The organism is Streptomyces sp. CGMCC 4.7035, from assembly GCF_031583065.1.
Taxonomy (GTDB): domain Bacteria; phylum Actinomycetota; class Actinomycetes; order Streptomycetales; family Streptomycetaceae; genus Streptomyces; species Streptomyces yaanensis.
Map to the genome: position 1 here is coordinate 1066406 of NZ_CP134053.1, position 25042 is coordinate 1091447.

Annotated in this window: 21 protein-coding genes and 1 pseudogene; 14 read left to right on the forward strand and 8 right to left on the reverse strand. The window is 70.8% G+C overall.

From position 1 onward, the window contains the following. Positions 1–91: 91 nt before the first annotated feature. The 5 genes from Q2K21_RS04285 to Q2K21_RS04305 all read right to left on the reverse strand — a co-directional run bounded on the left by Q2K21_RS04285 (position 92) and on the right by Q2K21_RS04305 (position 4362). Positions 92–853, reverse strand: a complete 762-nt coding sequence (locus Q2K21_RS04285) for a succinate dehydrogenase iron-sulfur subunit (RefSeq protein WP_310765517.1) — start codon at positions 851–853, stop codon at positions 92–94. Continuing rightward, positions 853–2607: a succinate dehydrogenase flavoprotein subunit gene (gene sdhA, locus Q2K21_RS04290; protein ID WP_310765520.1), complete on the reverse strand. Its 1755-nt coding sequence runs from the start codon at positions 2605–2607 to the stop codon at positions 853–855. Before sdhA ends, Q2K21_RS04285 begins: the two co-directional genes overlap by 1 nt. 19 nt (positions 2608–2626) lie before the next feature. Beyond that, positions 2627–3109, reverse strand: coding sequence for a succinate dehydrogenase hydrophobic membrane anchor subunit (locus tag Q2K21_RS04295; protein ID WP_310765522.1), 483 nt, complete (start codon positions 3107–3109; stop codon positions 2627–2629). Between the two features lie 5 nt (positions 3110–3114). Beyond that, complete coding sequence (gene sdhC, locus Q2K21_RS04300) at positions 3115–3495, reverse strand: succinate dehydrogenase, cytochrome b556 subunit (protein WP_310765524.1); 381 nt, start codon at positions 3493–3495, stop codon at positions 3115–3117. 306 nt (positions 3496–3801) lie between these two features. Then, a complete protein-coding gene (locus Q2K21_RS04305; protein ID WP_310780615.1) occupies positions 3802–4362 on the reverse strand; it encodes a 2-oxo-4-hydroxy-4-carboxy-5-ureidoimidazoline decarboxylase in 561 nt (186 codons plus the stop codon). A gap of 333 nt (positions 4363–4695) precedes the next feature. Here Q2K21_RS04305 and Q2K21_RS04310 point away from each other — a divergent pair, with 333 nt between their 5' ends. From Q2K21_RS04310 to Q2K21_RS04345, 8 genes are all read left to right on the forward strand, one after another. After that, entirely contained in the window at positions 4696–6348 is a 1653-nt protein-coding gene (locus Q2K21_RS04310) for a beta-N-acetylhexosaminidase (RefSeq protein ID WP_310765527.1), read from the forward strand. A gap of 165 nt (positions 6349–6513) precedes the next feature. Next, complete coding sequence (locus tag Q2K21_RS04315) at positions 6514–7284, forward strand: DUF4328 domain-containing protein (RefSeq protein ID WP_310765530.1); 771 nt, start codon at positions 6514–6516, stop codon at positions 7282–7284. A gap of 206 nt (positions 7285–7490) precedes the next feature. Further along, positions 7491–8069 (forward strand): hypothetical protein, encoded by a 579-nt coding sequence (locus tag Q2K21_RS04320; RefSeq protein ID WP_310765533.1) that lies wholly within the window; start codon positions 7491–7493, stop codon positions 8067–8069. Positions 8070–8267: 198 nt separating this feature from the next. Further along, the gene (locus Q2K21_RS04325) at positions 8268–8645 is read left to right on the forward strand and encodes a hypothetical protein (protein ID WP_386277233.1); all 378 of its coding nucleotides are present in this window, start codon (positions 8268–8270) and stop codon (positions 8643–8645) included. Positions 8646–8844: 199 nt separating this feature from the next. Further along, positions 8845–9462 carry an RNA polymerase sigma factor gene (locus tag Q2K21_RS04330; protein WP_310765538.1) on the forward strand — a complete coding sequence of 206 codons (618 nt, stop codon included), beginning with the start codon at positions 8845–8847 and terminating at the stop codon, positions 9460–9462. Positions 9463–9498: 36 nt separating this feature from the next. Next, a complete protein-coding gene (locus Q2K21_RS04335) occupies positions 9499–10137 on the forward strand; it encodes a hypothetical protein (protein WP_310765540.1) in 639 nt (212 codons plus the stop codon). A 399-nt stretch (positions 10138–10536) separates the two neighbouring features. Then, a complete protein-coding gene (locus Q2K21_RS04340; protein WP_310765543.1) occupies positions 10537–11211 on the forward strand; it encodes an RNA polymerase sigma factor in 675 nt (224 codons plus the stop codon). Further along, positions 11211–12284 (forward strand): hypothetical protein, encoded by a 1074-nt coding sequence (locus tag Q2K21_RS04345; protein ID WP_310765546.1) that lies wholly within the window; start codon positions 11211–11213, stop codon positions 12282–12284. The genes Q2K21_RS04340 and Q2K21_RS04345 overlap by 1 nt, the downstream gene beginning before the upstream one ends. A gap of 277 nt (positions 12285–12561) precedes the next feature. On the opposite strand, the gene Q2K21_RS04350 is transcribed toward Q2K21_RS04345, so the two are convergent. Beyond that, positions 12562–13389: a L,D-transpeptidase family protein gene (locus tag Q2K21_RS04350; protein ID WP_310765549.1), complete on the reverse strand. Its 828-nt coding sequence runs from the start codon at positions 13387–13389 to the stop codon at positions 12562–12564. Between the two features lie 244 nt (positions 13390–13633). Here Q2K21_RS04350 and Q2K21_RS04355 point away from each other — a divergent pair, with 244 nt between their 5' ends. Together Q2K21_RS04355 and leuE are read left to right on the forward strand one after the other, a co-directional pair. After that, complete coding sequence (locus Q2K21_RS04355) at positions 13634–15214, forward strand: acyl-CoA mutase large subunit family protein (protein WP_310765551.1); 1581 nt, start codon at positions 13634–13636, stop codon at positions 15212–15214. Positions 15215–15228: 14 nt separating this feature from the next. After that, positions 15229–15696 (forward strand): annotated as a pseudogene (gene leuE / locus Q2K21_RS04360) (leucine efflux protein LeuE); the annotation flags it as partial. A gap of 101 nt (positions 15697–15797) precedes the next feature. Here the strand turns inward: leuE and Q2K21_RS04365 are convergent. Next, the gene (locus Q2K21_RS04365; RefSeq protein ID WP_310780617.1) at positions 15798–17201 is read right to left on the reverse strand and encodes an FAD-dependent oxidoreductase; all 1404 of its coding nucleotides are present in this window, start codon (positions 17199–17201) and stop codon (positions 15798–15800) included. Between the two features lie 95 nt (positions 17202–17296). Between Q2K21_RS04365 and Q2K21_RS04370 the strand changes: the two genes are divergently transcribed. Further along, positions 17297–17947 carry a TetR/AcrR family transcriptional regulator gene (locus Q2K21_RS04370; protein WP_310765554.1) on the forward strand — a complete coding sequence of 217 codons (651 nt, stop codon included), beginning with the start codon at positions 17297–17299 and terminating at the stop codon, positions 17945–17947. Positions 17948–18046: 99 nt separating this feature from the next. Here the strand turns inward: Q2K21_RS04370 and Q2K21_RS04375 are convergent, their stop codons facing one another. After that, the gene (locus Q2K21_RS04375) at positions 18047–19204 is read right to left on the reverse strand and encodes an acyltransferase family protein (RefSeq protein ID WP_310765556.1); all 1158 of its coding nucleotides are present in this window, start codon (positions 19202–19204) and stop codon (positions 18047–18049) included. 263 nt (positions 19205–19467) lie between these two features. Between Q2K21_RS04375 and Q2K21_RS04380 the strand changes: the two genes are divergently transcribed. The 3 genes from Q2K21_RS04380 to Q2K21_RS04390 are packed head-to-tail and all read left to right on the forward strand — an operon-like array spanning position 19468 to position 25032. After that, the gene (locus Q2K21_RS04380) at positions 19468–20976 is read left to right on the forward strand and encodes a glycosyltransferase family 29 protein (RefSeq protein ID WP_310765558.1); all 1509 of its coding nucleotides are present in this window, start codon (positions 19468–19470) and stop codon (positions 20974–20976) included. Beyond that, positions 20973–23324, forward strand: coding sequence for a glycosyltransferase (locus Q2K21_RS04385; RefSeq protein WP_310765560.1), 2352 nt, complete (start codon positions 20973–20975; stop codon positions 23322–23324). The genes Q2K21_RS04380 and Q2K21_RS04385 overlap by 4 nt, the downstream gene beginning before the upstream one ends. Before the next feature lie 4 nt (positions 23325–23328). Then, positions 23329–25032, forward strand: coding sequence for a hypothetical protein (locus Q2K21_RS04390; protein WP_310765562.1), 1704 nt, complete (start codon positions 23329–23331; stop codon positions 25030–25032). The last annotated feature ends 10 nt before the right edge of the window (positions 25033–25042 follow it).

Below are 25042 nucleotides of genomic sequence, written 5' to 3' on the forward strand. Positions count from 1 at the left end.
GCCTCCTGGAAACGCCCGGGCCCCGCCCCCGGCATGCAACCGGGAAACGGGGCCCTCACGGACGTACGTACCGAAGAAACGGCCGCAGCTGTCAGAAGCGGCGCGTGATCAGCGCCTTCTTCACCTCGGCGATCGCCTTCGTGACCTCGATGCCACGCGGGCAGGCGTCCGTGCAGTTGAACGTCGTGCGGCAGCGCCACACGCCGTCCTTGTCGTTCAGGATCTCCAGGCGCTGCTCGCCGGCCTCGTCACGCGAGTCGAAGATGAAGCGGTGCGCGTTGACGATGGCCGCCGGGCCGAAGTACTGCCCGTCGTTCCAGAACACCGGGCACGACGACGTGCAGGCGGCGCACAGGATGCACTTCGTCGTGTCGTCGAAGCGCTCGCGGTCCTCCGCCGACTGCAGACGCTCGCGCGTCGGCTCGTTCGTCTCCTTCGTGATCAGGAAGGGCATCACGTCCCGGTACGCCTGGAAGAACGGCTCCATGTCCACGACCAGGTCCTTGAGGACCGTGAGGCCCTTGATGGGCTCGACCGTGATCGGCTTCTCGGGGTTGATGTCCTTGATCAGCGTCTTGCAGGCAAGACGGTTCTTGCCGTTGATCCGCATGGCGTCCGAACCACAGATGCCGTGCGCGCAGGAGCGACGGAAGGTCAGCGACCCGTCCAGGTCCCACTTGATCTTGTGCAGGCCGTCGAGGACGCGCTCCTTGGGGTCGATCTCCAGCTGGAAATCTTCCCAGGTCGCCTCCGCCGAGACCTCCGGGTTGAAGCGGCGGACCCGGAAGGTGACGGTGATGTAGGGGGAGGCGGTGGACTCCGCCTCCACCTTGTCCATGACAGGGGTAGCCATCAGTACTTACGCTCCATCGGCTGGTAGCGGGTCTGGACGACCGGCTTGTAGTCGAGACGGATGGACTCGGTGCCGTCGTCGCCCACCTCGCGGTACGCCATGGTGTGGCGCATGAAGTTGACGTCGTCGCGGTTCGGGTAGTCCTCGCGGTAGTGACCGCCGCGGGACTCCTTGCGGGCCAGGGCCGACACCGCCATGACCTCGGCCAGGTCGAGCAGGTTGCCCAGCTCGATGGCCTCCAGCAGGTCGGTGTTGAACCGCTTGCCCTTGTCCTGGATCGCCACGTTCTTGTAGCGCTCGCGCAGCTCCGCGATCTTCTCGACCGCCGTCTTGATCGTCTGCTCGGTGCGGAACACCATGACGTTGGCGTCCATGGTCTCCTGCAGCTCACGACGGATCTGGGCCACCCGCTCGTTGCCGGTGGAGTTGCGCAGCCGCTCGATCTGCTCGACGACGAACGCCTCCGGGTTCTCCGGCAGCTCCACGAAGTCGGCCTTGTGGGAGTACTCGGCGGCGGCGATGCCCGCACGGCGGCCGAAGACGTTGATGTCCAGCAGCGAGTTGGTGCCGAGGCGGTTGGCGCCGTGGACCGACACGCAGGCGACCTCGCCGGCCGCGTACAGGCCCGGGACGACGGTGGTGTTGTCCGACAGGACCTCACCCTCGACGTTCGTCGGGATGCCGCCCATGGCGTAGTGCGCGGTGGGCTGGATCGGGATCGGGTCCGTGTACGGCTCGATGCCCAGGTAGGTGCGGGCGAACTCCGTGATGTCGGGCAGCTTGGCGTCCAGCTGCTCCGGCGGGAGGTGGGTGAGGTCCAGGTAGACGTGGTCGCCCTCGGGGCCGCAGCCGCGACCCTCGCGGATCTCCGTGTAGATGGAGCGGGAGACGACGTCACGGGACGCGAGGTCCTTCATGACCGGCGCGTACTTCTCCATGAAGCGCTCGCCGTCCTTGTTGCGGAGGATGCCGCCCTCACCGCGGGCGCCCTCCGTCAGCAGGATGCCCATGCGCCAGATGCCGGTCGGGTGGAACTGGAAGAACTCCATGTCCTCCAGCGGCAGACCGCGGCGGTAGACGGCGGCCTGGCCGTCACCGGTCAGCGTGTGCGCGTTGGAGGTCACCTTGAAGAACTTGCCGGTGCCGCCGGAGGCGTAGATGACGGCCTTCGCCTGGAAGACGTGGATCTCGCCGGTCGCCAGCTCGTACGCCACCACACCGGCAGACTTCTTGACGCCGTCGACCTCGGTGATCAGCTGGTCCAGGACGTAGAACTCGTTGAAGAACTCCACGCCCTCCTTGACGCAGTTCTGGTACAGCGTCTGGAGGATCATGTGGCCGGTGCGGTCGGCCGCGTAGCAGGAGCGGCGGACCGGGGCCTCGCCGTGGTTGCGGGAGTGACCGCCGAAGCGTCGCTGGTCGATCGTCCCGTTGGGCGTCCGGTTGAACGGCAGGCCCATCTTCTCCAGGTCGAGGACGGCGTCGATGGCCTCCTTCGCCAGGATCTCGGCGGCGTCCTGGTCGACCAGGTAGTCACCGCCCTTGACCGTGTCGAAGGTGTGCCACTCCCAGTTGTCCTCCTCCACGTTGGCGAGCGCGGCGGCCATGCCGCCCTGCGCGGCGCCCGTGTGGGAGCGGGTCGGGTAGAGCTTCGTCAGCACGGCGGTGCGGCTGCGCTTCGTCGACTCGATGGCCGCGCGCATGCCCGCGCCACCGGCGCCGACGATGACGGTGTCGTACTTGTGGATCTTCATGATTCTCGCAGCCCCGTGCCTAGCGGATGTTCGGGTCGAAGGTGAAGATCACCAGCGTGCCCAGCAGGATGGTGAACACCGTGGCGGTGTACAGCAGGCCCTTCAGCCACAGACGCGTGTTCGCCCGCTCCGCGTAGTCGTTGATGACCGTGCGCAGACCGTTGGCGCCGTGCAGCATCGCCAGCCACAGCATCAGCAGGTCCCAGACCTGCCACCACGGGGAGGCCCAGCGGCCGGCCACGAAGGCGAAACCGATCTTGGACACGCCGCCGTCGAGGACGAGCTGGATGAGCAGGTGGCCGATGACCAGGACGACCAGCACGACGCCGGACAGCCGCATGAAGAGCCACGCGGCCATCTCGAAGTTGCCGCGGGTCGACTTCGGGGTCTTCTTCGTCCGCTTGCGCGGTGCCTCGATGACCGGCGCCGGGTTGTCGACGTCGTACAGCGCGGCGCCCTCGACGGGGCCGATGCCGGAGGCGGTGGTTTCAGTCGTGGACATGCGCGTCAGCTCCCGAAGAGTTCACGAGCGGCGTGGCCGAGGACGGGGTAGATGGCCCCGAGCATCAGCACGACCCAGACGCCGACGACGGTCCAGAGCATCTGCTTCTGGTAGCGCGGGCCCTTCGACCAGAAGTCGACGGCGATGACACGCAGGCCGTTGAGTGCGTGGAAGAGGATGGCGGCGACCAGGCCGTACTCCAGCACGGCGACGATCGGCGTCTTGTACGTGGCTACGACCTTGTCGTAGTCCTCGGGGGAGACACGCACGAGAGCGGTGTCCAGGACGTGTACGAACAGGAAGAAGAAGATGAGGACGCCGGTGACTCGGTGAGCCACCCAGGACCACATTCCTTCCCGGCCGCGGTACAGCGTTCCAGCCGGCACGGAAGAACCCTCCGGGAGCGGGGACTAGGGCCGCGCCGGCTTCTCTGTCGGTCGGGCCCGGCCGGGTACGGTCCACCGGCCCCCAGCATCGTAGCCAGGCGCTGGCGCTGGGCTTACAGGGGGCCTACCGGTGTGATCAAACTGGCACCGTACGGGTTATTCGACGGGCGGCTACCGGGGTGGATCTGTCTCTCGGCTGCCGGGTGCGGGTCGTTTGTGGTTGATCGCTCCCCCAAGTTCTCGGCTTCGCTCGAACAGGGGGACCCCCATCGCGGCGGAGCCGCACAATGTCGCAGGCCCGCGCCCCTATCGGGCGCGTTCCACTACGGGTGCGTCAGAAATGTCCCGCACCAGGCGCGTCAGCCTCCCCCTCGCCAGGCGGCGCAGTTCCTCCGCCGCCAGTAGCCGCTCCTCCTCCGGATCGTTTGTCAATCGTGATCGGATGGCGGCCAGGACCCGGTCGGCGGCCTCCTCGGGAGGTACGTCGTCCAGACAGATGACGAACACATGTCCGAATCTGCTCTCGTATGCTGCGTGCGCGGCGCTCAGGGCGGTGTGGGCGGCGGAGTACGCGCCGTCCGGAAGAAGGGTGAGCGACTCGGTGGCCAGGGCCTCGGCGACGTCGGCGGACGTGAGGTCGTACGCCGCCTCGTCGGCCGCCGCGAGCAGGGAGTCGAGGTCCGGGTAGGGGCGGTGGTCGGCGACACGGTGCGCCCAGCGGAGGCTGCGGCAGCAGGTGAGGAGGGCGCGCAGGGCGTCGTCGGCGGCCGCGGCGTTGAACCGCTCCAGGCCCGCGGGGGTCCGGGGGCGGTGTTGCGCCGGGAGGGCGGTGTGGCCGGGGAGGGGCGGGAGACGGTGCGCAGGCAGCGTGGGTCCTCGGCGAGTGGCGGGCGTGTCGTCCTGTGGACGTCACGTGCGGGTCGACAGGGGAGAGTGTGAGAAATGTGCCGTCACGTTATCGACGACGATCGGACGGCCGTCCAACGGCTGCCTGAATTTCACCCGGACGGGAGAGTTTCGAGCCTTCTTGTGGACGGTCGGGGCGGGCAGAGGTCGTAGGTTCGGACAGGGACGATGCGTGGAGGTGAGTGACGTGCGGGTGACAGTGGGTCGCATACGTACGGGCATGGTGGGTGAGTTGCCGCGTAGACGTACGGGCATGGTGTGGCCGTACGCGGGAGTGATGCGAGGCGGGACGCGGTGACCGGCCGGAGGCGGCGGGTTCCCGAGAGGAAGACGCGCGGGAAGCGCAACAGGTTGCTGCTCGGTGCGGGAATCGTCGCGGCGAGCGCGGTCACGGTGTCCCTGGCGTGCTCGTCCGGCGGCGGCTCGCCGACGAGGGCCGGGCTCTCGGCGAGCACGTCGGCCGCCCCCACGGCCTCCGCCGGGTCGCCGGCCCTCACCCCCTTTCCCTCCCCGTCGCCGACCCGCGCGTACCCCTTGTCGCAGACGCCCCGCACCATTCCCGCCGTCCGTGAGCACACCCCCGCCCGAGGCCCGGGCTGGCGGCCCGCCTCCGGCGCCCGGGTGGTCGTCGACGACGCCTCTCTCGCCGACGAGGGACAGCTGCTGGCCGGGGAGCTGAAGCTGGCCTATGCGGGGCGGACCGCCGCCCGCGACGGCGATGTGGAGCTGGACGTGGCCGGGAGCGGCAACCAGGAGTCGTACACGCTGACCGTCCAGAACCGGCGGGTGAAGATCACCGGTCCGGGCGAGGCCGGCGTGTTCTACGGCACCCGCACGCTCAAGCAGGAGGTGCACGGCGGCGGTACGGCGCCCGAGGGCGTCGTCCGCGACGCGCCGGCCAAGCCCCGGCGCGGGCTCATGCTCGACATCGCGCGCAAGTACTTCACGGCCGGCTGGATCGAGGACCGCATACGGGAACTGGGCGACCTGAAGTTCAACGAACTGGGTCTGCACTTCTCCGACGACCAGGGCTTCCGCATCGAGTCCACCTCGCACCCGGAGATCGTGTCCAAGCAGCACCTCAGCAAGGCGGAGGTGCGCAGGATCCTCGCCCTCGCCGCGAGCCGGCACATCACCGTGGTCCCCGAGATCGACTCGCCCGGCCACCTGGGCGCGGTGATCGCCGCGCACCCCGACCTCCAGCTGCGCAACGCCTCCGGCGTCGCCGCGCGCGGGGCGGTCGACATCTCCAAGCCGGCGTCCGCGAAGATCGTGGACGAGTTGCTGGGCGAGTACGCCGACCTGTTCCCGGGTGCCTACTGGCACCTCGGCGGCGACGAGTACCGGGCCCTGATGGTGTCCAACCCGGCCGCCTCCTATCCGCAGCTCGCCGCCGCGGCGAAGAAGAGGTACGGCGCGAACGCCGGCGTCGCGGACCTCGCCACCGGCTGGCTGAACGACCGCGCGAACTTCATGCGCGGGCACGGCCGGACGATGCGCGCCTGGAACGACGGCTTCTACCGTTCGAGCTCGGTGCAGCCGGCCAAGGACATCGAGGTCGCGTACTGGACCGGCAAGGAGATCGGCGCGCGGCAGCCGACGGAGTATCTGGGCGCGGGCCGCAAGCTGCTGAACTACAACGACGAGTACCTCTATTACGTGCTCGGCCAGCCGCAGACCTTCGTCTACCCCACGGGGCAGCGCATCTACGAGCAGTGGACCCCGCGCGTGGTTCGGGGCACGACGGCGGTGCCCGCGCGCTACGACGGGCAGATACTCGGCGGAGTGTTCGCGGTGTGGTGCGACCTGGCGAACTCCCAGACGCAGGACCAGGTGGCGGCCGGGATCCGGATGCCGCTGCGGGCGACGGTCCAGAAGCTGTGGGATCCGCGGACACCGGCGTTGTCCTGGACACAGTTCAAGGCGCTCGCGAACCAGTTGGGGTGAGGAAGCCCGGCTGCGGGCCGGGGTGTGGAAGCCGGGCCAAGATCGAATCGAGTGGACGTACGGCCGCGGCGGACCGTAAGTTCCGCATGCCGCACGTGGGGCCCCGGGGGAGTGTCGGGAGGGCCGCGTCCGGCGTTTCCACGACATCCTGGGGGGACTCTCACCATGACCTGTGCGCGCTGCCATCACTTCGTCGCGGCACCGGGCGGCACCTTGTGCACCCAGTGCGCGGCCGCCCCTGCCCCGGCCGCCCCGCCGTTCGCCGCCGTGCCCTCCGCCTGGTTGCGCTCGCCGGTCGGGCTGGGACGGGCGGCTGCCGCGCTGCTCGGACTGGTCATCGCCACCGACCTGTTCGCGATCTGGGCCGACACCGTCGTGTACGACGTGATGAGCGACGTCGTCGGCGGCGCCGTCGGGGACGCCATGAGCCGGCGGGCCGACCGCGCTGACACGCTCTACACCGCGGCCGGCATCGTCCAGACGACCGCGCTGCTCAGCTCCGTCATCGTGTTCCTGTGCTGGTTCCACCGGGCGCGGGTCAACGCCGAGGTGTTCAATCCGTTCGGGCACGCCAAAAAGCGCGGATGGGCGATCGGGAGCTGGTTCACACCGGTGGTGAACCTCTGGCTGCCGCGCCGCATCACGCTGGACATCTGGGACGCCAGCAGCCCCTCGGGCGCGCCCCGGCCGCACGTCCTGGTCAACGCCTGGTGGACGCTGTGGATCATTTCGCTCCTCACCGACCGGGTCGGCTTCTCCGCCTACGGCAAGGCCGACACGGCCACGGAGATCCGCGACGCCGTCCGCCAGGTGATGTTCGCTGACGTCGTCGACATCGCGGCCGCCGCTCTCGCGATCCTCGTGGTCCTCCGCCTGACCCGTATGCAGCACGAGAAGGCGCTCCAGGGACCGACGCCGGTGGCCGTCGAGGTCTGAGGGCCGTGCCGCTCGGCGCGAGGCCGGGCATGGACCGGCGTCCGGCCTGGGCTTCCTCCCATCGTTGGCCGAAAATCTCTTCTTGATCTCCTTGGCCGGTGGGGTGTGGTAACCGCGGTGACACTCCCGGTAGGTTGCACGCGGTAAGGGGAAGTGCGGGCTCCGTAGGCACAAGGCGCCCCTTCTATGCCTTTCGAGGAGGCGTGATGAGCCTGGTGGAACTGATCGCACAGGCGGACGAGCGTGCACTCGCGGCGAGCGGGCTGGCTTGTTTGGATCGGTGCGTGCCCCTCCTTGGAGGCGACGACGACATCCTGCGGCCGCTGTGGGCGAGCCTCGTCGAGGGCCGCGAGTGGCAGGAGCGGCTCATGAAGGCGCGCGCCGAACTGGGGGTCGACGAGGGCTTCGAGGCCGAGGACGACGCGGAGTGCGTCTCCGAGGCCGAGGCGGCGCGGCTGGCCCGTCGCATGCTCGCGGCGGTCCCCGCGGAGCCGTCCGCCGACGCCCTGCGCCAGTGGGCCGACGCCTGCTCGGTCGCCGCGCTGCAGATCCACCGGCTGCTGGACCCGGTCGCCGGCGGGGACTCCTCGGTGACGGCGCGCCGTGAGGGCCGTACCGACGGCATGTCGCCGCTCGTCGCCGCCGAGCTGCGGCGTCAGGTCGCCGTCCTGGAGCTGGTCACGGGCCATGGCGCGGGCGGACTGCGGCGGGCCCTCGATGTGTCGACCGAGGGACGGCGGGTGCTGCGGGCGGTGGTGTCCCGGCGCGCCCGGGGCCGGGCGTGACGAGGGGCACGGCTACCGGTCGCGTGACGGGCGTGACGAGGGGCACGGCCACCGGCCGCGTAAACCCCGTCCCGGCAAGGATCCTGTGGTCGTCCTGTGGTGCTGCGCGGCGGTCCTGCGTCTGTCCGGGGAAACCATTCCGTAGGGCGTGACGCTTCCGGACCGGAGCACGCTCTTCCGGGTGTGAACGCAATTGAGGTGACCAGGCCCCACGCCGCCACGAAGCCCGTGCGCTGGGCGGCCGACGTCGTCGCGTCCCTGCGCGAGGGCGCCGGGCTGCGGCTCGACTACTCGGCACAGAGCCTGTGGCGGGTGGACCGGACGATCGAGGAGATACGCGCGGAGGGCGCGCCGTACGCCGCCGTGGAGTCCGTGCTGCGCGGGTTCGGGGCGTACGCGGGCGAGGTCGTGGTCCGGCTGACCGGCGGCGAGTGGTGGGCGACCGGCGGCGATCACTGGGTGCGCACACCCGACGGCCGCCTGTGGGACCCCATCGACGAGGCTCGCCGCTGCTACCGGGGCGAGGGCTCGCTGCGGCTGCTGTGCCGGGACGCGGCGGGTACGGCCAGGACCTGACAGGCGCGACCCCCGTTTCGGGGGTGGTCGCGGGGGAGCCGGTTCTCGTGGTGACCCCTGTCAAGTGACGTGATGCACGCGCTGCTTGACGACGAGTGACATTTTCGTGGCGCCCGACGCTGATGACCTTGGGGCGTCGGCACGACCGGTGTGCCGCACGCGTGGGGACACGAGACCACCGCCACGAACGAGGACAGCGTTGGGCCAGGGAGGGAAAGCCCGCCGCGCGCAGGCGCACGACGGGGAGCTGAGCACGGCCGTCGCACGGGCGCAGCTGGGGGACGAGGCCGCCTTCGCGGTCGCGTACCGGATCGTGCAGCCGGGGCTGCTCGGCTATCTGCGGGGGCTCGTCGGGGACGACGCGGAGGACGTGGCGTCCGACGCCTGGCTGGAGATCGCCCGTGACCTCGGGCGATTCCGGGGCGACGGCACGGGCTTCCGCGGCTGGACCGCGACCATCGCCCGGCACCGCGCGCTGGACCATCTGCGCCGCCGGCGCGTCCGGCCCCGCTCCACGGACCTCGACAGCGACATCCTCGAACTGCCCGGTCGCCACGACACCCACGACCAGGCGCTGGAGTCTCTGTCCACCGAGTACGCCTTGGAGCTGATCTCCCGACTGCCGCGCGACCAGGCGGAGGCGGTGCTGCTGCGCGTCGTCGTCGGCCTCGACGCTCCCGCGGCCGCCCGGGTGCTCGGCAAGCGCCCCGGCGCGGTGCGCACGGCGGCCCACCGGGGCCTCAAGCGTCTCGCGGGGGAACTCGGCCCCCCGGGTGTGACGGACGACGGCACCAGGACGCTGGGGGAGTCGGAATGAGCACCAGCACGGTGCGGGTCAGGGACGGACACGGTCATGGGTGAACGACATGACGGCCGCGAGGGCGTGGGCCGCCGGCCCACGCGCCCCAGCCGCGAGACGCTGACGGCAGAGGCCCTGCTCGCCGCCGTACGGCCCAGGCACCTCGACCCGGAGGCGGAGGCGCGGGCCGTCGCCGCCTTCCGGGAGGCCCGGGAACGGCGGCAGGGCGTACGGTCCCCGCGCACCCGGCGGCGCGACGACTGGCGTCCGCTTGCCGCGCGCCGGACGGGGCGTTCGCTGCGTACGCTGCTCGCCGTGCTCCTGGCCGGCGCGGCCGTCGGCGGAGTCGCCGTCGCCGCGATGGGCAACCTGCCGCACGAGACCGTCCCGCCGCGGCCCGCCCGGTCGGACGCGCCCGCGTCCCCGGAGCCGCACGAGCGCCCCGATACGACGGCCGCGGCGAGCGAAGCGCCCACGACGGGCAGGGCGGATGCCGTGCCCGACAAGGCCGCGAAGAAGACCGACAAAGCGCAGGGGAAGGCGGCCAAGAAGCAGGACAAGGCCGACCGGAAGGCCGACAAAGCGGCGGACAAGGCCGTGGGCAAGGCCGCGAAGAAGGCCGCGCAGGCCACCGCGAAATCCGCGCAGTCCATCGGACAGTCCGCGCAGGCCGCGCAGAGTAAGAAGAAGTAGAGAAAGCGCGCGCTTTCGCGGGCCCCTCACGCCGGCTCATGGCGCCGGCCCGAGTCGCCGAGGCAACGGCCGGGGCCGCCACCCCCCACAGGAGAGGCCCCGGCCGTCGCGCGGCACGGGCCGCGCGGCGGCCCGTACTCTCTACAGCGCCGTGGATGCGTTTTCTGTCACACCTCACCGCGTCACGGGTTGGTTGCACGTTGTACGAACATGGACGTGGACTGGTTTCAAGCCGTAACGTGCCTTTCGCGCCGACCGCGGACGACCAGCAAACGGGTGATGCAACCGCCGCAGACCACGAGCGGCCTCAGACCGCAATCCAACGATCGAGGAACGACGACAGCGAGACCTGGTCCGTGAGAGCGGTGCCGGCTGAGGCGCACAGAGGGGCAGTTCGGGGTGCTGGGGGACGACGCGGAGCTGACGGCCGCGGTGCTTGCGGCACAGGACGGGGACGAGACCGCGTTCCGGACCGTGTACCGCGAGGTGCACCCGCGGCTGCTCGGATACGTACGGACGCTCGTCGGCGACCCGGACGCGGAGGACGTCGCCTCCGAGGCGTGGCTGCAGATCGCCCGTGACCTGGAGCGGTTCAGCGGCGACGCCGACCGGTTCCGCGGCTGGGCGGCCCGGATCGCCCGCAACCGCGCACTCGACCACATACGCATGCGCGGGCGCCGCCCCGCCATCGGCGGCGACGAGACGGAACTGACGGGCAAGGCCGCCGAGTCGGACACGGCGGGTGAGGCCATGGAGGCCCTGGCCACGGGCCGTACGCTCTCCCTCATCGCGCAGCTCCCGCAGGACCAGGCGGAGGCCGTGGTGCTGCGTGTGGTGGTGGGGCTGGACGCCAAGACCGCCGCCGAGACGCTCGGCAAGCGCCCCGGAGCCGTTCGCACGGCGGCGCACCGTGGTCTGAAGCGGCTCGCGGAGCTGCTCGGCGCGGGTCCCGACACGGATCCGGAATCGGCCGGAGTGCTCGGTGCGATGCCTCCCCAGCGAGACGCGCGCAAGCGCGCAATATCGTCCGCCGGTGTGACGCATATGCGTTCGCGGACGCAGAAGGACGTGTGATGGCCGACGAGCAGTACAAGTGGCTGGACGGCGACGCGGCGGAGCGTCTGCTGCGCGGAGAGCCGCTGGACGCCGTCGACGCCGACACGCGCGCACGCGCCGACCAGCTCGCCGAGGCCCTTGCCGCACTCGCCGCCACACCCCCGCCGGCCAGCGTGGAACTGCCGGGCGAGGCCGCCGCGCTGGCCGCGTTCCGGGCGGCGCGCACAGGCGGCGACGGCGCGGAGGCGGTGTCCGGCCGGTCCGCGCGACCGCACGCCGCCGCACAGTCCGCCGACGCCGGGCTCGTACGCCTCGGCCGTCCCGTCGCAGGCAGGCGACGAGCCCGCTGGGCCCGCCCCCTGCGCTTCGGGCTGGCCGCCGCGGTGGCCGCCGGGATGATCGGCGGGGTGGCGGTGGCGGCCGGAACCGGAGTGCTGCCGACGCCGTTCCATGACGAACCGGGACTGCCTGCCGCGTCCGTGTCGGCCCCCGCGTCGCCACGGCATCCACTGCTCACTCCACCCCCCAGCACTTCGGGGACCGGCGGCTCCCCCGCGCTGACGCCCGGCACCCCGACCGGAGCACCCGCGCAGGGCGGGCCCTCGCGCGACGAGGCGAGCGGCGACTCCGCCGCGACCGGCCGGCCGGGCTCCGGCAAGCGCGCCACGGGCCGGACCGACACATGGTGGAGCGAGGTGCGGTCGTCCTGCCGCGACATGGCGAGCGGCAAGGGCCTCGAAGCGGGACGGCTGCGCACCCTGGAGGACGCGGCGGGCGGCAGCGGCCGGGTGGCGTCGTTCTGCAAGGGCGTCCTGGGCAACGGCGAGGACCGCCAGGGCACCGGCGGCCACCAGGGCTCCGGGCAGGACGAGAACGGCACGGGCCAGAACGGCAGCGGCAGCGGCAGCGGCGAGGGCGACCAGAGCGGCGACCAGGGCGGCAACGGTGGTGACGGCGAAGGCCACATATGGCCACAGGGCCTGGCCGCCACCTCGTCGGCCACACCCCGGCTCCTGGCCCCGGCCCTGCCGGAGGGAACGATGTCTCCCGGTCCGACCTACAGCGTGCTGAGCACGCCCGAGGGGCCCTGACCCTCCGGCCGGACGACCCTCTGCCATCTCCTGACACCCCTCTGACCTGCGGTTTCTAATTTCTTCAAAATTTCTTCGGAGCGGGTGTGACACTTTCGGCCGCTGGGGCGCAGTACTGAGTGAGCCGACTGGTCATCGGCCGTCGCACGGAGCCGGGGTTCCCCCCGTACCCACGGCTCGGTGCACACGGCGCGGGCGGGACACGTTCCCCCGGTCCCGCCCGCGCCCCGCACAGCCTCTTCGGTCCGTCTCACCAGTGGACGACCTCACCAATACCTCACCAGTAGACGACGACCTTGTCGCCGGTCCGCACCTGTGAGAACAGCGCCGCGATGGCCGCCTCGTCCCGTACGTTCACGCATCCGTGCGAGCCTCCGGCGTATCCGCGCGCCGCGAAGTCGTAGGAGTAGTGCACGGCCTGACCGCCGCTGAAGAACATCGCGTACGGCATGGGCGAGTCATAGAGCGTCGACACGTGGTGGCGCGACTTCCAGTAGATGCGGAACACACCCTCGCGGGTGGGCGTGTACTGCGAGCCGAAGCGGACCGCCGTCGTCGAGACCGTCCGTCCGTCGATCATCCAGCGCAGCGTCCGGCTCGTCTTGCTGATGCACAGCACACGGCCCGTCATACAGCGCGGGTCCGGCGCGGCGGCCGGCTGCCCGCCCATCAGGTACAGCTCCCAGGTGCCGGGGTCGTGGGTCATCTTCCGCAGCCGCTGCCAGGTGACGGTGTCGACCTCGCCCGTCCGGGGCAGCCCGCGCTTGCCCTGGAAGCCCTTGACGGCGTTCTCGGTCAGATCGTCGTACGTCCCCGTCGGCCCGTCGAACAGCCAGGCGACCTGGCGCAGCCTGGCCTGCACCTCGCGCACGTCCCGGCCCGAGTCGCCGCGCGACCACAGAACGGCGGGAGCGGGCTTCGGTGCGGCCTTCGGGGACTGCGTGGCGCTCGGTGTGCCGGCACCGGACGGTGTGTGCGTGATCTCGATGCGGATCGGCGAACGGTGCTTCCCGTCCCCGCCGTTCGTGTCCCCGGTCTGCGTCGTGCAGCCGGTGACCGCCGCGAGCACGGCGGCCCCGGCGACCGCGACGAGCGATCTCCCCATGCCCTTACTACGCATCCTCACCCCCGTCGACTCACCGGGCCCCGATGGCCGGTCGCGTCACCTGAGATGTTCCCCGCGCGTGACCGCCGGCGAACTACGGGGCATGGTTGTGAGCAAGGTCCCAGCGTGCGGCACTCCACCGCGCGCACGGCCGCCGCTACAGTCCGTCGCGAGGGTCGTCTGTACTGGCGGGTAAGGAAGCCAGGTCACCAAGCCGAGTAGAAGCAACGCGGAGGCACACACCATGGCGCGCGAGTCGGAGTCCGGACTGCCCATCGAGCCTGTGTACGGGCCGGACGCCCTGGACGGCTGGGATGCGGCCGAGAAGCTGGGTGAGCCGGGGGCGTACCCCTTCACGCGCGGTGTGTACCCGTCGATGTACACGGGCCGTCCGTGGACGATGCGTCAGTACGCCGGTTTCGGTACGGCGGTGGAGTCCAACGCGCGCTACAAGCAGCTGATCGCGAACGGCACGATGGGTCTGTCGGTCGCCTTCGACCTGCCCACCCAGATGGGCCATGACTCCGACGCGCCGATCGCGCACGGCGAGGTCGGCAAGGTGGGCGTCGCCATCGACTCGGTGGACGACATGCGGGTGCTGTTCGACGGGATCCCGCTGGACAAGGTGTCCACGTCGATGACGATCAACGCCCCCGCCGCTCTGCTGCTCCTTCTCTACCAACTGGTGGCGGAGGAGCAGGGTGTCCCGGCCGACAAGCTGACGGGCACGATCCAGAACGACGTGCTGAAGGAGTACATCGCGCGCGGGACGTACATCTTCCCGCCGAAGCCCTCCCTCCGCCTGATCGCGGACATCTTCAAGTACTGCAAGGCCGAGATCCCGAAGTGGAACACCATCTCGATCTCCGGCTACCACATGGCCGAGGCGGGCGCCTCTCCCGCGCAGGAGATCGCGTTCACGCTGGCGGACGGCATCGAGTACGTGCGCACGGCGGTCGAGGCCGGCATGGACGTCGACGACTTCGCGCCGCGTCTGTCCTTCTTCTTCGTCGCGCGCACGACGATCCTGGAGGAGGTCGCCAAGTTCCGCGCTGCACGGCGGATCTGGGCGCGGGTGATGAAGGACGAGTTCGGGGCGAAGAACCCGAAGTCGATGATGCTGCGCTTCCACACCCAGACGGCGGGTGTCCAGCTGACGGCACAGCAGCCCGAGGTGAACCTGGTCCGGGTCGCCGTCCAGGGCCTGGCGGCGGTGCTCGGCGGCACGCAGTCCCTGCACACGAACTCCTTCGACGAGGCGATCGCGCTGCCCACGGACAAGAGCGCGCGCCTGGCCCTGCGCACCCAGCAGGTCCTCGCCTACGAGACGGACGTGACGGCGACGGTCGACCCGTTCGCGGGCTCGTACGTGATCGAGAAGATGACGGACGAGGTCGAAGCGGCCGCGCTGGAGCTGATGGGCAAGGTCGAGGACCTGGGCGGCGCGGTCACGGCGATCGAGCACGGCTTCCAGAAGAACGAGATCGAGCGCAACGCGTACCGGATCGCGCAGGAGACGGACGCGGGTGAGCGGGTCGTGGTCGGCGTCAACCGCTTCCAGCTCGACGAGGAGGAGCCGTACGAGCCGCTGCGCGTCGACCCCGCGATCGAGGCCCAGCAGGCGGAGCGCCTCGCCAAGCTGCGCGCGGAGCGCGACCAGACGGCGGTGGACACGGCCCTGGCGGACCTGAAGAAGGCGGCGGAGGGCACGGACAACGTCCTGTACCCGATGAGGGAGGCGCTGAAGGCGCGGGCGACGGTGGGCGAGGTGTGCAATGCGTTGCGGGAGGTTTGGGGGACTTACGTGCCGACGGATGCGTTCTGAGGACTTGACTCCGGACGCTGCTCCAGGCGAACGCCGTGCTGTTCGGGATCGTGAAGTACGCCGGGGCCGGGTATCTGACCTGGCTGGCCGTCGGGATGCTGCGCGCCGCGTGGGGGATGTGGCGCACGCGGCGGGAGAAGGACGTGGAGGACGTCCCGTCCGCCACCGGCACGCCCGCCGAGGAACGGCCCTACCGCCGCGCCCTCGTCGTCAGCCTGTTCAACCCCAAGGCGATCCTGTTCTTCGTCGCCTTCTTCGTGCAGTTCGTCGACCCCGGGTACGCCTACCCGGCCCTCTCCTTCGTCGTCCTCGGCGCCTTCGCCCAGCTCGCCAGCTTCCTCTACCTCAGTGCCCTGATATTCAGCGGTACGCGGCTCGCGGAGGCCTTCCGCCGGCGCAAGCGGCTGTCGGCGTCGGCCACGTCGGCGGCGGGCGTGCTGTTCCTGGGCTTCGCGGTGAAGCTGTCGCTGGCCAGCGCCTAGCGCTCGGCTGGAGGGGGTCTGTTACCTGCGGGTACGTCGTGGCTGGTCGCGCCCGCGCGGCGGAGCCGCACAATGTTTCAGCCCCGCGCCCCTTGGGGCGCTCAGCCGAGCGCGCCCACCCCGGTCGCGTACTCCGTCAGCCCCTTGGCCGTCTCGCCCGCCCAGCCCACGTAACCGTCCGGCCGGATCAGGAACAGGCCGGTCCCGTACGTCGCGTGGGGGCCTCCGCGGACCACGTGCACCGTCCCCGGCACCTCGGGTGCCTCCGTGCCCAGCGCCAGCAGCGTCCAGTGCGGGCCCCGGAACGTGTCGAAGAGGCGTACCCCGTCCACCGTGCCGTCCGGGGCGCGATCGCCCGGGCGGACCGGGCCCGGGTTCGTCCGTGTCTCCCGCGCGAGCGACGAGTCCCGGTACCCGAGCCCGAGTTGGCGGGTGGCCACGCCGCGCCGGGCCTCGCCGCGGTGGATGTCCGTGGACAGGCCGAGCATGTCCGCGGCGATGGGGCGCCGTTCCTCCTCGTACGTGTCGAGGAGCGACTGCGGAGCCTCGCCCCGCAGCACGGCGGCCAGCTTCCACCCCAGGTTGTACGCGTCCTGGACGCTGGTGTTGAGGCCCTGGCCGCCCGCCGGTGAGTGGACGTGGGCCGCGTCGCCCGCGAGGAACACCCGCCCTTCGCGGAACCGGTCCGCCAGCGCCGCCCGCGGCCGGAAGTCCGAGGCCCAGCGCACCTCGGTCACGTCCTCCGGGTCGAGGTGCGTGCGGGCGGCGACGACCTTGCGGAGGCCGTCGAGGGACAGGTCAGGGGCCGTACCCTCCGGGAACTGCGCGACCAGTTGGAAGTCCTCCGTGCCCGCGAGCGGGCAGAGCGCGAGGAAGCCCTCGTCCCCGCACGGCGGGAAGACGTGCCAGTAGTCGCGGCCCAGGCCCGTGATCCGGACGTCCGCCACCAGCATCGGGTTCGGGTCGACGGTCTCGCCGGTCATGCCGATGCCGAGCGCGCGGCGCACGGCCGAGCGGCCGCCGTCGGCCGCGACGGCGTACCGGGCACGGACGGGGGCGCCGGCGGCGAAGCGCACGGTGACGCCGTCCGCGTGCTGGTCCAGGCCCACGACCTCCCGGCCGAACGAGACCTTCCCGCCCGACTCCGCGAGGTGCGCGAACAGGATCTCCTGGGTGCGCCACTGCGGCACCATCCACGGCCCGTTGTACGGCGACCCCTCCTCGCCGTCCTCGGCCGGGTCGAACATCCGGTGCTCGCCGGCCTGCTTCCCGTCCTGCCAGATCATCCCGACCGGGTACTCGCCCCCGGCCGCGAGGATCGCGTCGAGCACCCCGAGGTCCTCGAAGACCTCCATCGTGCGCGGCTGGATGCCCTTGCCGCGCGAGCCGGGCACGAGCCCGTCGGCCCGCTCCACGACGAGCGCGTCCACCCCGCGCCGGGCGAGGTCCACACCGAGGGCGAGGCCGCTCGGACCCGCGCCCACGATCAGGACCTCCACGTCCACGTCAGCCGTACGCACCACCATGATCCCGTCTCCTTAACGCCGTTAAGTGCCGCCGTGCTTCAGAGCGTCGCCTTAACGGTGTTAAGTTGTCAAGCGTGAGTACGGAACGACGAGCGCCCCTCGATCGCAAGCGAGTCGCGGACACGGCCCTGAAGCTGCTGAACGAAGTGGGTCTGGAGGGCCTGACCCTGCGCGCCATCGCCAAGGAGCTGGACGTCAAGGCGCCCGCCCTGTACTGGCACTTCAAGGACAAGCAGGCGCTGCTCGACGAGATGGCCACGGAGATGTACCGACGGATGGTCGACAGCGTGCCGACGGCCGACGACGCCACCTGGCAGGAGCGCCTCCTGAGGGCCAACCGCGGCCTGCGCGCCGCCCTGTTGAGCTATCGCGACGGCGCCAAGGTCTTCAGTGGCTCACGCTTCACCGGCACACTGCACGCCGTCGAGATGGAACGGACCCTGCGTCTGTTCACCGAGGCGGGCTTCACCCTCGCCCAGGCGGTCCGTGCGACCTCGACGGCGTACTCGTACACCATCGGCTTCGTCACCGAGGAGCAGGGCGTCCAGCCGCTGCCGGGCGAGCGCCGCGAGGGTTTCGACGTCGAGGAACGCGCCCGCCGGATGGCCGATTTCCCGCTGTCGGCCAAGGCGGGCGCGGAGATCTTCGGGGATTATGAACGGCACTTCGAGGAAGGTCTTGAACTGGTGATCGCCGGAATCGAAGCGCGCTACGGAATCGGCTGAGCAGGCCAATTCCCTATCCGTCGGAGAGATCTGCCGGAGAGATCTGTCGAGGAGATCCATCGGAGAGGCGTCGGGAATTCACCGCGAATTCACCGGAACTTACGGAAGCGGCTTCGACAGCACCGCACGCAGCCTGGGAGTCAGCCGTTCCTCCACAAACCGGTTCAGCAGCCACGCCAGCAGCAGCATGGCGGCGACGGTGAGCAGGAATGTGCCGTACGCCGGGATGTGCATCCCGTGGTGAAGGGCGTGGATGACGACCCAGCCCAGGTGCTCGTGGACCAGGTAGAACGGGTACGTCAGCGCGCCCGCGACCGTCAGCCAGCGCCAGTTCGCCCAGTCGAGCAGGCCCAGCGCGATCGCGGCGACGGCGAGGAAGCCGAGGGTGACGATCAGGATGATGACGTAGGCGCTGCGGTGGGAGAACGCGTGCACGGCCGTGGGGTGGTACAGGTCCCGCACCGCGTAGTGCTGGCCGATCAGCCAGCTCACGGCCACGATGCCCCAGGCGTACGCGTCCCGGCGGTCCCGGTGCACCAGGTACAGGCCGACGCCGCCGATGAAGAACGGCGCGTACTCGGGCATCAGCACGATGTCCAGCAGCGGTTCCTGCGCGCCGTGCGCGATCGCCGCGGCCAGGGTCCAGCCCGCGCAGAACAGGATCACCCGCCGGCGGTTCGCGCCCGGCAGCACTATGCAGAGCGCGAAGAGGGCGTAGAAGCGGATCTCCGCCCACAGGGTCCAGCACACGCCGAGCACCCGGTCCACGCCCAGCGGCTGCTGGAGCATCGTCAGGTTCACCAGGGCGTCGCTCGGCGAGACCGCCTTGTAGGCGACGGCGGGCAGCGCGAACACCGCCGTCACGATGACGACCGCCGCCCAGTACGCGGGCAGCAGCCGCGCGGCACGGGAGGCGAAGAACGAGCGCAGCGGCCGCCCCCAGCCGCTCATGCAGATGACGAAGCCGCTGATCACGAAGAAGACCTGGACGCCCAGACAGCCGTAGGCGAACCACGAGTGCAGCGTGGGGAACTGCTTCGCGGGCGATGATCCCCAGGCCCGGGTGACATCACCGCCCCGCCCGCCGTAGTGATAGGCGGCGACCATCAGCGCGGCCACCAGCCGCAGCCCGTCCAGGGCCCGCAGCCGGCTCCCGGACGTCCTGGCCCTCGGCGGGGCGGGCGCGGCACCCCGCTCCTCGGGCAGGGCGGCCGCGGCGGGTTGCCGTTTCGATGTGCTCACGACCGTCTCGGTCACGCTGATACCCCTCGTCAATGCGCCGCGGGGCTCCGCTCTGCTCACTTATGAGCTCACTTCTGACCGAATGCGCCCGGGTCGAATAAACAGCCGTCCATGCAGACCCTATGACGTCACTCGGCGAGCTTCTGTTCGATGAGATCAGCATTTGCCCGGAGGACCCGAGGGGTTCATCCGGTCTTCGCATTGGTTTCTTACCGTTCCCCAACATTCCCCCCAGGGCTCGGTAGTTGCATGCCTTTTTCACACCTTGCAGGAGAACCATGACGAGGGTTCGCAGTAGATGGTCACGTCCCCGGCCCGGGGGGTCCGCGTCGGCACCACCGGACGCCGGCCCGCCGACCGCGCAGGTCACCCCGGCCGAGCTCGAGGACTGCCTGCGCGCCTGCGCCACGCACAGCGGCAAGCTCGTCGGCAGCCTCGACTCCCGGCGCGTGGCCCTGGCCGAGCAACTGCGCCAGTTGCTCGCCCTCTGGGCGGCGCAGCCGCAGCCCGCACCGGCGCCGACGACGGCGAGCAGCCTGATCCGGCGCGGCGCCAAGACGGCCACCGGCGGCGGCATCGGCAACGAACTGCTCGACGCGCTGATCGCCGTCGGCAACAAGGCGCTCGACTGCGGCTACGACGACGAGCTGGGCCTCACCCTGCTCATCACCGACACCATCCTCACCGAGCGCAAGAACTCCCGCGCCGGATGGCGGCTGCGCGGCCGCCTGCTGGAGGCCATGGGCCTGCCGGTCGCCGCGGTCGAGGCCTATGAGCGCTACCTGGACCTCACCAAGGAGGACGGGTTCGGCGTCCGCGCCCGCGTCGAGGGGATACGCACGGCACAGGAACGGCGCGCGGAACTGCTCGCCGTCCTCGGCCGCGACGTGCCGGCCGCCGCCTCCTTCAGCGAGCGCCCCCCGACCGACGTGTGGGCCGAGGGCCTCCAGGCGCACAGCGACGGCGACTGGGACGGCGCGCGGACCCGCCTGGTGGGAGCGCTCCTCGGCATGGACCGCGATGACGCCCCGGAGCAGGACTTCCAGGAGGCGCTCAGCCAGTACCTCGACCTGGCCACCGGAACCCACGTCCGGCCCACGCCCGAACTGATCGAGGCGATCGCGCTCTTCGCCGAACAGCGCCGCAACCGGATGCGCGGCCCCCTGCGGGACCCGCTCTTCGGCGGCCTGCAGTGGATCAGCCTCGGTGAGTTCCGCAACCGGATCGCCGGAAAGTCGATCTGCCTGATCGCCAACTCCGGCAAGGTCGGCGAGAGTTCGATGGGCGCCGAGATCGACGCGTACGACCTGGTCGTCCGCTTCAACTCGTACAAGATCGACCCCGCCCACACCGGACGGCGGACGGACATCCACGCCACCATCCACAAGCACGGCTTCAACTGGGACAAGCACGTCGACACCCGTCTCGTCTTCGGCGGCGTCTCCGGCGACTGGAAGTACTCCCTGCGCAACCGGCTGGTGCCGGGCGCGCAGACGTACCTGGGAGACGAGTCGCTGCGCTGGCCCGTGCGCAACATCGGCAGGCTGGGCGCCGAGGCATGGCCCGGAATCCCCACGAGCGGCTTCAACATGCTCTGGCTGCTCGACTTCCTCGACGTCAGCCCCACGCTCGACCTGATCGGTTTCGACTTCTACGAGAGCGGGGCGTACCGCATCGCCGAGGCGATGAAGATGCCCATCACGTCCGTGCACGAGTACACCAGCGAGAAGGCGTGGGTCATGGAACGGGCCCAGAACGTCTCCGGGATGAGGATCTCCCTGCGATGACCCCGACCACCCGTATATCCGCCGCCGGATCCGCCGCCGCGGCCCCGGCCACCGACGAGGGCTCCGCCCGCGCGCTCACCGGAAAGCGCCGTATCGCCTTCGCCAGCTTCGTGGACGAGAACTACCTGCCCGGGTTCCTGGCCCTGCTGCGCTCGCTCGCGCTGTCCAACCCGGACGTGTGCGAGGACTTCATCGTCCTGCACGACGACCTGCGCCCGTCCTCCATCGCCCGCATCCGCGCCCTGCACCCGCGGATCGTGCTGCGCCGCGTCGACGCCGACCACTACGACTCGTACGTCAAGGGCGACCAGGACAACTACCTGGTGCGCAAGGCGTACTTCATCCTCGACATCTTCCGCGTCCGCGACTACGACACCATCATCACGCTGGACACGGACATGGTGGTCCTCGGCTCGCTCGCCGAACTGCTGTCACTGCGCGAGGGGCTCGCGGCCGTCCCGCAGTTCTTCTACGGCCAGCACAAGCTCAACAGCGGTCTGCTGGTGATCCAGAAGGAGTACCTGACCGACGCGTTCTGCGCGAAGATCGACGCGATCGGGCAGGCCGGCACCTACGAGCTGGACAAGCACGACCAGGGCATCCTCAACGCCCTGCTCGACGGCGACTTCCTGCGCCTCGACCCGAAGTACAACTTCGTCAAGCGGCGGCTGTCCGGGAACCTCCCCGTGCCCGAGGACACCGCGATCCTGCACTTCACCGGCCGGCACAAGCCCTGGCAGGGCGGCGAGTCCGGGTACGAGCTGGCGCAGGAGCGCTGGGCCGGGTTCGACCTCACCGACGCCGAGCTGCACGCCGCCTACCTGGAGCGCCCCGGCACCCTCCACCACGACCTGCTCGTGCACTTCGGCACCCCGCACGTGGAGCGCACCGGCGACGTCGACATCGCCCGCAAGGTGGCCCTCGCGCACATCGGCGCGGGCGACTACCAGGCCGCCGTCGACATCATGGAGCGGGTGCACATCCCGGTCGACGAGGCCTGGCCGCACGAGGCCTACGGGCACGCCCTGATGAGCGTCTCCCGCTACGAGGAGGCCCGCGCCCAGCTGCTGCTGGCCACCGCCGCGCCCAACCGCGCCGCCACCGCCTTCGCCCGGCTGGCCCAGATCGCCTGGGTGCACGGCGACGACGCCACCGGGCAGAAGTACGCCATGGCCGGCCTCGGCGTCGACCCCACGCACCGGGCCGCCCGCATCTGGCAGCAGCGCACCCTCGGCGGGGTACCGGCCCAGCAGCAGACGAGCCCCGAGGACCAGCTGGCGCACGTCGCCTTCTACATGGACCGCCAGGGCAACGCCGGCGACAAGCTGCTGCCGGAGAGCGTCCGACTCGCCTTCAATCCCGACACCACCGCCCGCCGCTGGCACTCCGTCCACGCCCACCGGCTCTTCGACGAGGCGGCCCTGGAGCGCGTCAACGCCCGCAAGGGCCTGGTCATCGGCGGCGGCGGCCTGTTCATCCCGGACACCATGCCCAACGGCAACAGCGCCTGGCAGTGGAACGTCCCCGACGAGCTGCTGAACCGTATCGACGTGCCGATCGCCGTCTACGCCGTCGGCTTCAACGCCTTCGACGGCCAGTCCTACCGGGCCGAGCGGTTCCGCTCCTCGCTGCGCCAACTCGTCGAGCGCGCCGCCTTCTTCGGGCTGCGCAACCACGGCTCGATCGCGAAGGTGCGCGCCATGCTGCCGGACCACCTGCACGACAAGGTGCGCTTCCAGCCGTGCCCGACCACGGTGACGCGTCAGCTCGTCGAGGGCTGGCGGGACCCGGCCGAGCGTGACGACACCATCCTGATCAACGCCGCCTACGACCGCGCGGGCCTCCGCTTCGGCCACGACTACGGCTACTTCCTCGCCCAGATGGCGGACGCCGCGAAGCGCCTGGGAGACCTCGCCGAGGTCAAGGTCGTGGCGCACTCCCTCGACGACGAGAAGATCGCTTTCGACCTGCGCCGCGAGCACGGCGTGTCGCTGCCCGTCATCCCGATGTACGACTTCGAGAACGACGAGATCCGCGACCTGTACGCCCGCACCAAGCTGGTCATCGGCATGCGCGGCCACGCGGGCATGATCCCGTTCGGCTGCGGCACGCCCATCATCAGCCTCATCTCCCACCCGAAGATGGCGTACTTCCTGGCCGATATCGACCGCCCCGAGTGGGGCGTCTCGGTGCACGACAGGCACCTCGCCGACCTTCTGGTGGAGCGCTCCCGCGACCTGCTCTCCGACCACGCGAAGACCGTGGCCGACGTGCACGGCCGCCAGCAGGAGCTGTGGAAGATCACCGAGGCGAACGCGGCCGACCTGCGCACCATCCTGGGCGGCTGAGCCGATGGCCACCGTCCTGGCCGACGCACCCGCCGCGCCGGGGCCACGCGTCCGCCGGTCACCCCTGTGGTGGCCGGTGGTCGCGGTGCCCGCGGCGGCGGCCGTGGCCTGCACCGTGCTCACCCGGCGGCTGACGGGTGATCTGCACTACGTCCTCGGCGCGCTGCGCACCGGGGGCGAGGCCGGGTACTCGCCCTCCGAGGTCTTCACCCACCGGCCGTTCTTCTACCGGTGGTTCGTCGCACTCCTGGATGCCGTCATCTTCGGCGGTACGGGCGTCCGGGAGACCCTGATGGAGGCGGCGGGCGTCCTGCTCGCCGCCGCGGCGGCCTACGCCCTGTACATGGCCCTGCTCCGGCACGTCACCGGGCGCGAGGCGGCCCTCACCGCGGGCGCCACCGGTCTCGCCCTGGCGCTGGCGCCGCGCACCGACTTCCTCCAGCCGGAGTGGGCGGCCGTGGTGCTGACGGTGGTGGCGGTCGCCGCCGCGCTCGGCCCCGAACGCCCTTGGCGCGGAGCCCTGTTCGCCGCGTTGCCGCTGGGCCTCGCGGTGATGATGAAGTACTCCACGGCCGCCACGGCCGCCATCGGCGTGCTGCTGGTCTTCGCCGTCGACCGGGGCCGGGCCGTGCGCGTCGCCGTGGTCGGGGTGGCCGCCTCAATGGCCCTGTTCGGGCTCAGTGTCCTCGGCGGGTCCCACGAATGGCAGTGGACCGAGGACATGCCGCAGATCAACCAGTCGGCGATCGGCCGCACCGGCATCCACCCGGCAGAGATCCTCGGCCACTCCGTCGAGTACCTCGCCGGCCGGGCCGCGCTCAGCCCCGTGCTGCTGCTCCTGCCCGGAGCGCTGCTGCTCGTCCTCGCCCGGGTGCGCGGGCGGGCCCGGCGGGCCGAGCTGCTCCTGATCGCCTTGACGATCTTCCTCGGCGCGCTCGCCGTCGTGGTGGTGCAGGGCAACTGGTTCCTCTACCACGCGGCCCAGCTGCCGGTCCTCGCCGCCGCGACCTGGGGCCTCGCCGTGGGCGGCGCCCGCCGCTCGCCACCGTGGCTCTTCGGCTCGGTGTCGCTGGTGTACGGCGCGCTGCCCGTGCTGTTCGCCGACGCGTCCAAGAGTCTCCAGCGGCCCGCGGTGATCTGGGCGGCGGGGTTCGTCGCCCTGCTCGCGGCGGCTGTCGACGCCTGGCTGGAGGCCCGCCGCACCACCTCCGTACGGAGTGTTGCGCCGGCCGCGCTGGTGGCCCTGTCCGGTGTCGTCTGCCTGGCCGGCGGCATCTGGCCCGGCTCCCCGCACCTGCTGCTGCACGGCAGGGTCACGCAGACCAACGCGGCGTACCTGCACGGCATGGAGCGCAGCGAGAAGGCCGCCGACCGGCTGCGGGCCCGGATCCCCGCCGGTTCCCGCGTGCTCTACCTGGCCTTCGGCGACACCGTGTACTACGTCGACCGCCCGGCGCAGTGCCGCTACCCGATCGCCACGTTCCTGCAGCGTTCGCGCTTCCTGCCGGACGTCGCCGGCCTTGAGTCCTTCAAGGAGAACGCCGACTGCGTCGACCACGATCCGGCGCCTTACGCGATCCTCGACCGGACCTGGTTCCGGCCCGGCAAGGTCGATGCGGAGCTGGCACGGCGTATCAAGGCCGAGTACGACTGCCCGGCCAGGACCGACGACAGCGGGATCGTGCTCTGCGTGCGCAGGACCGACTGACGAGCAGGAT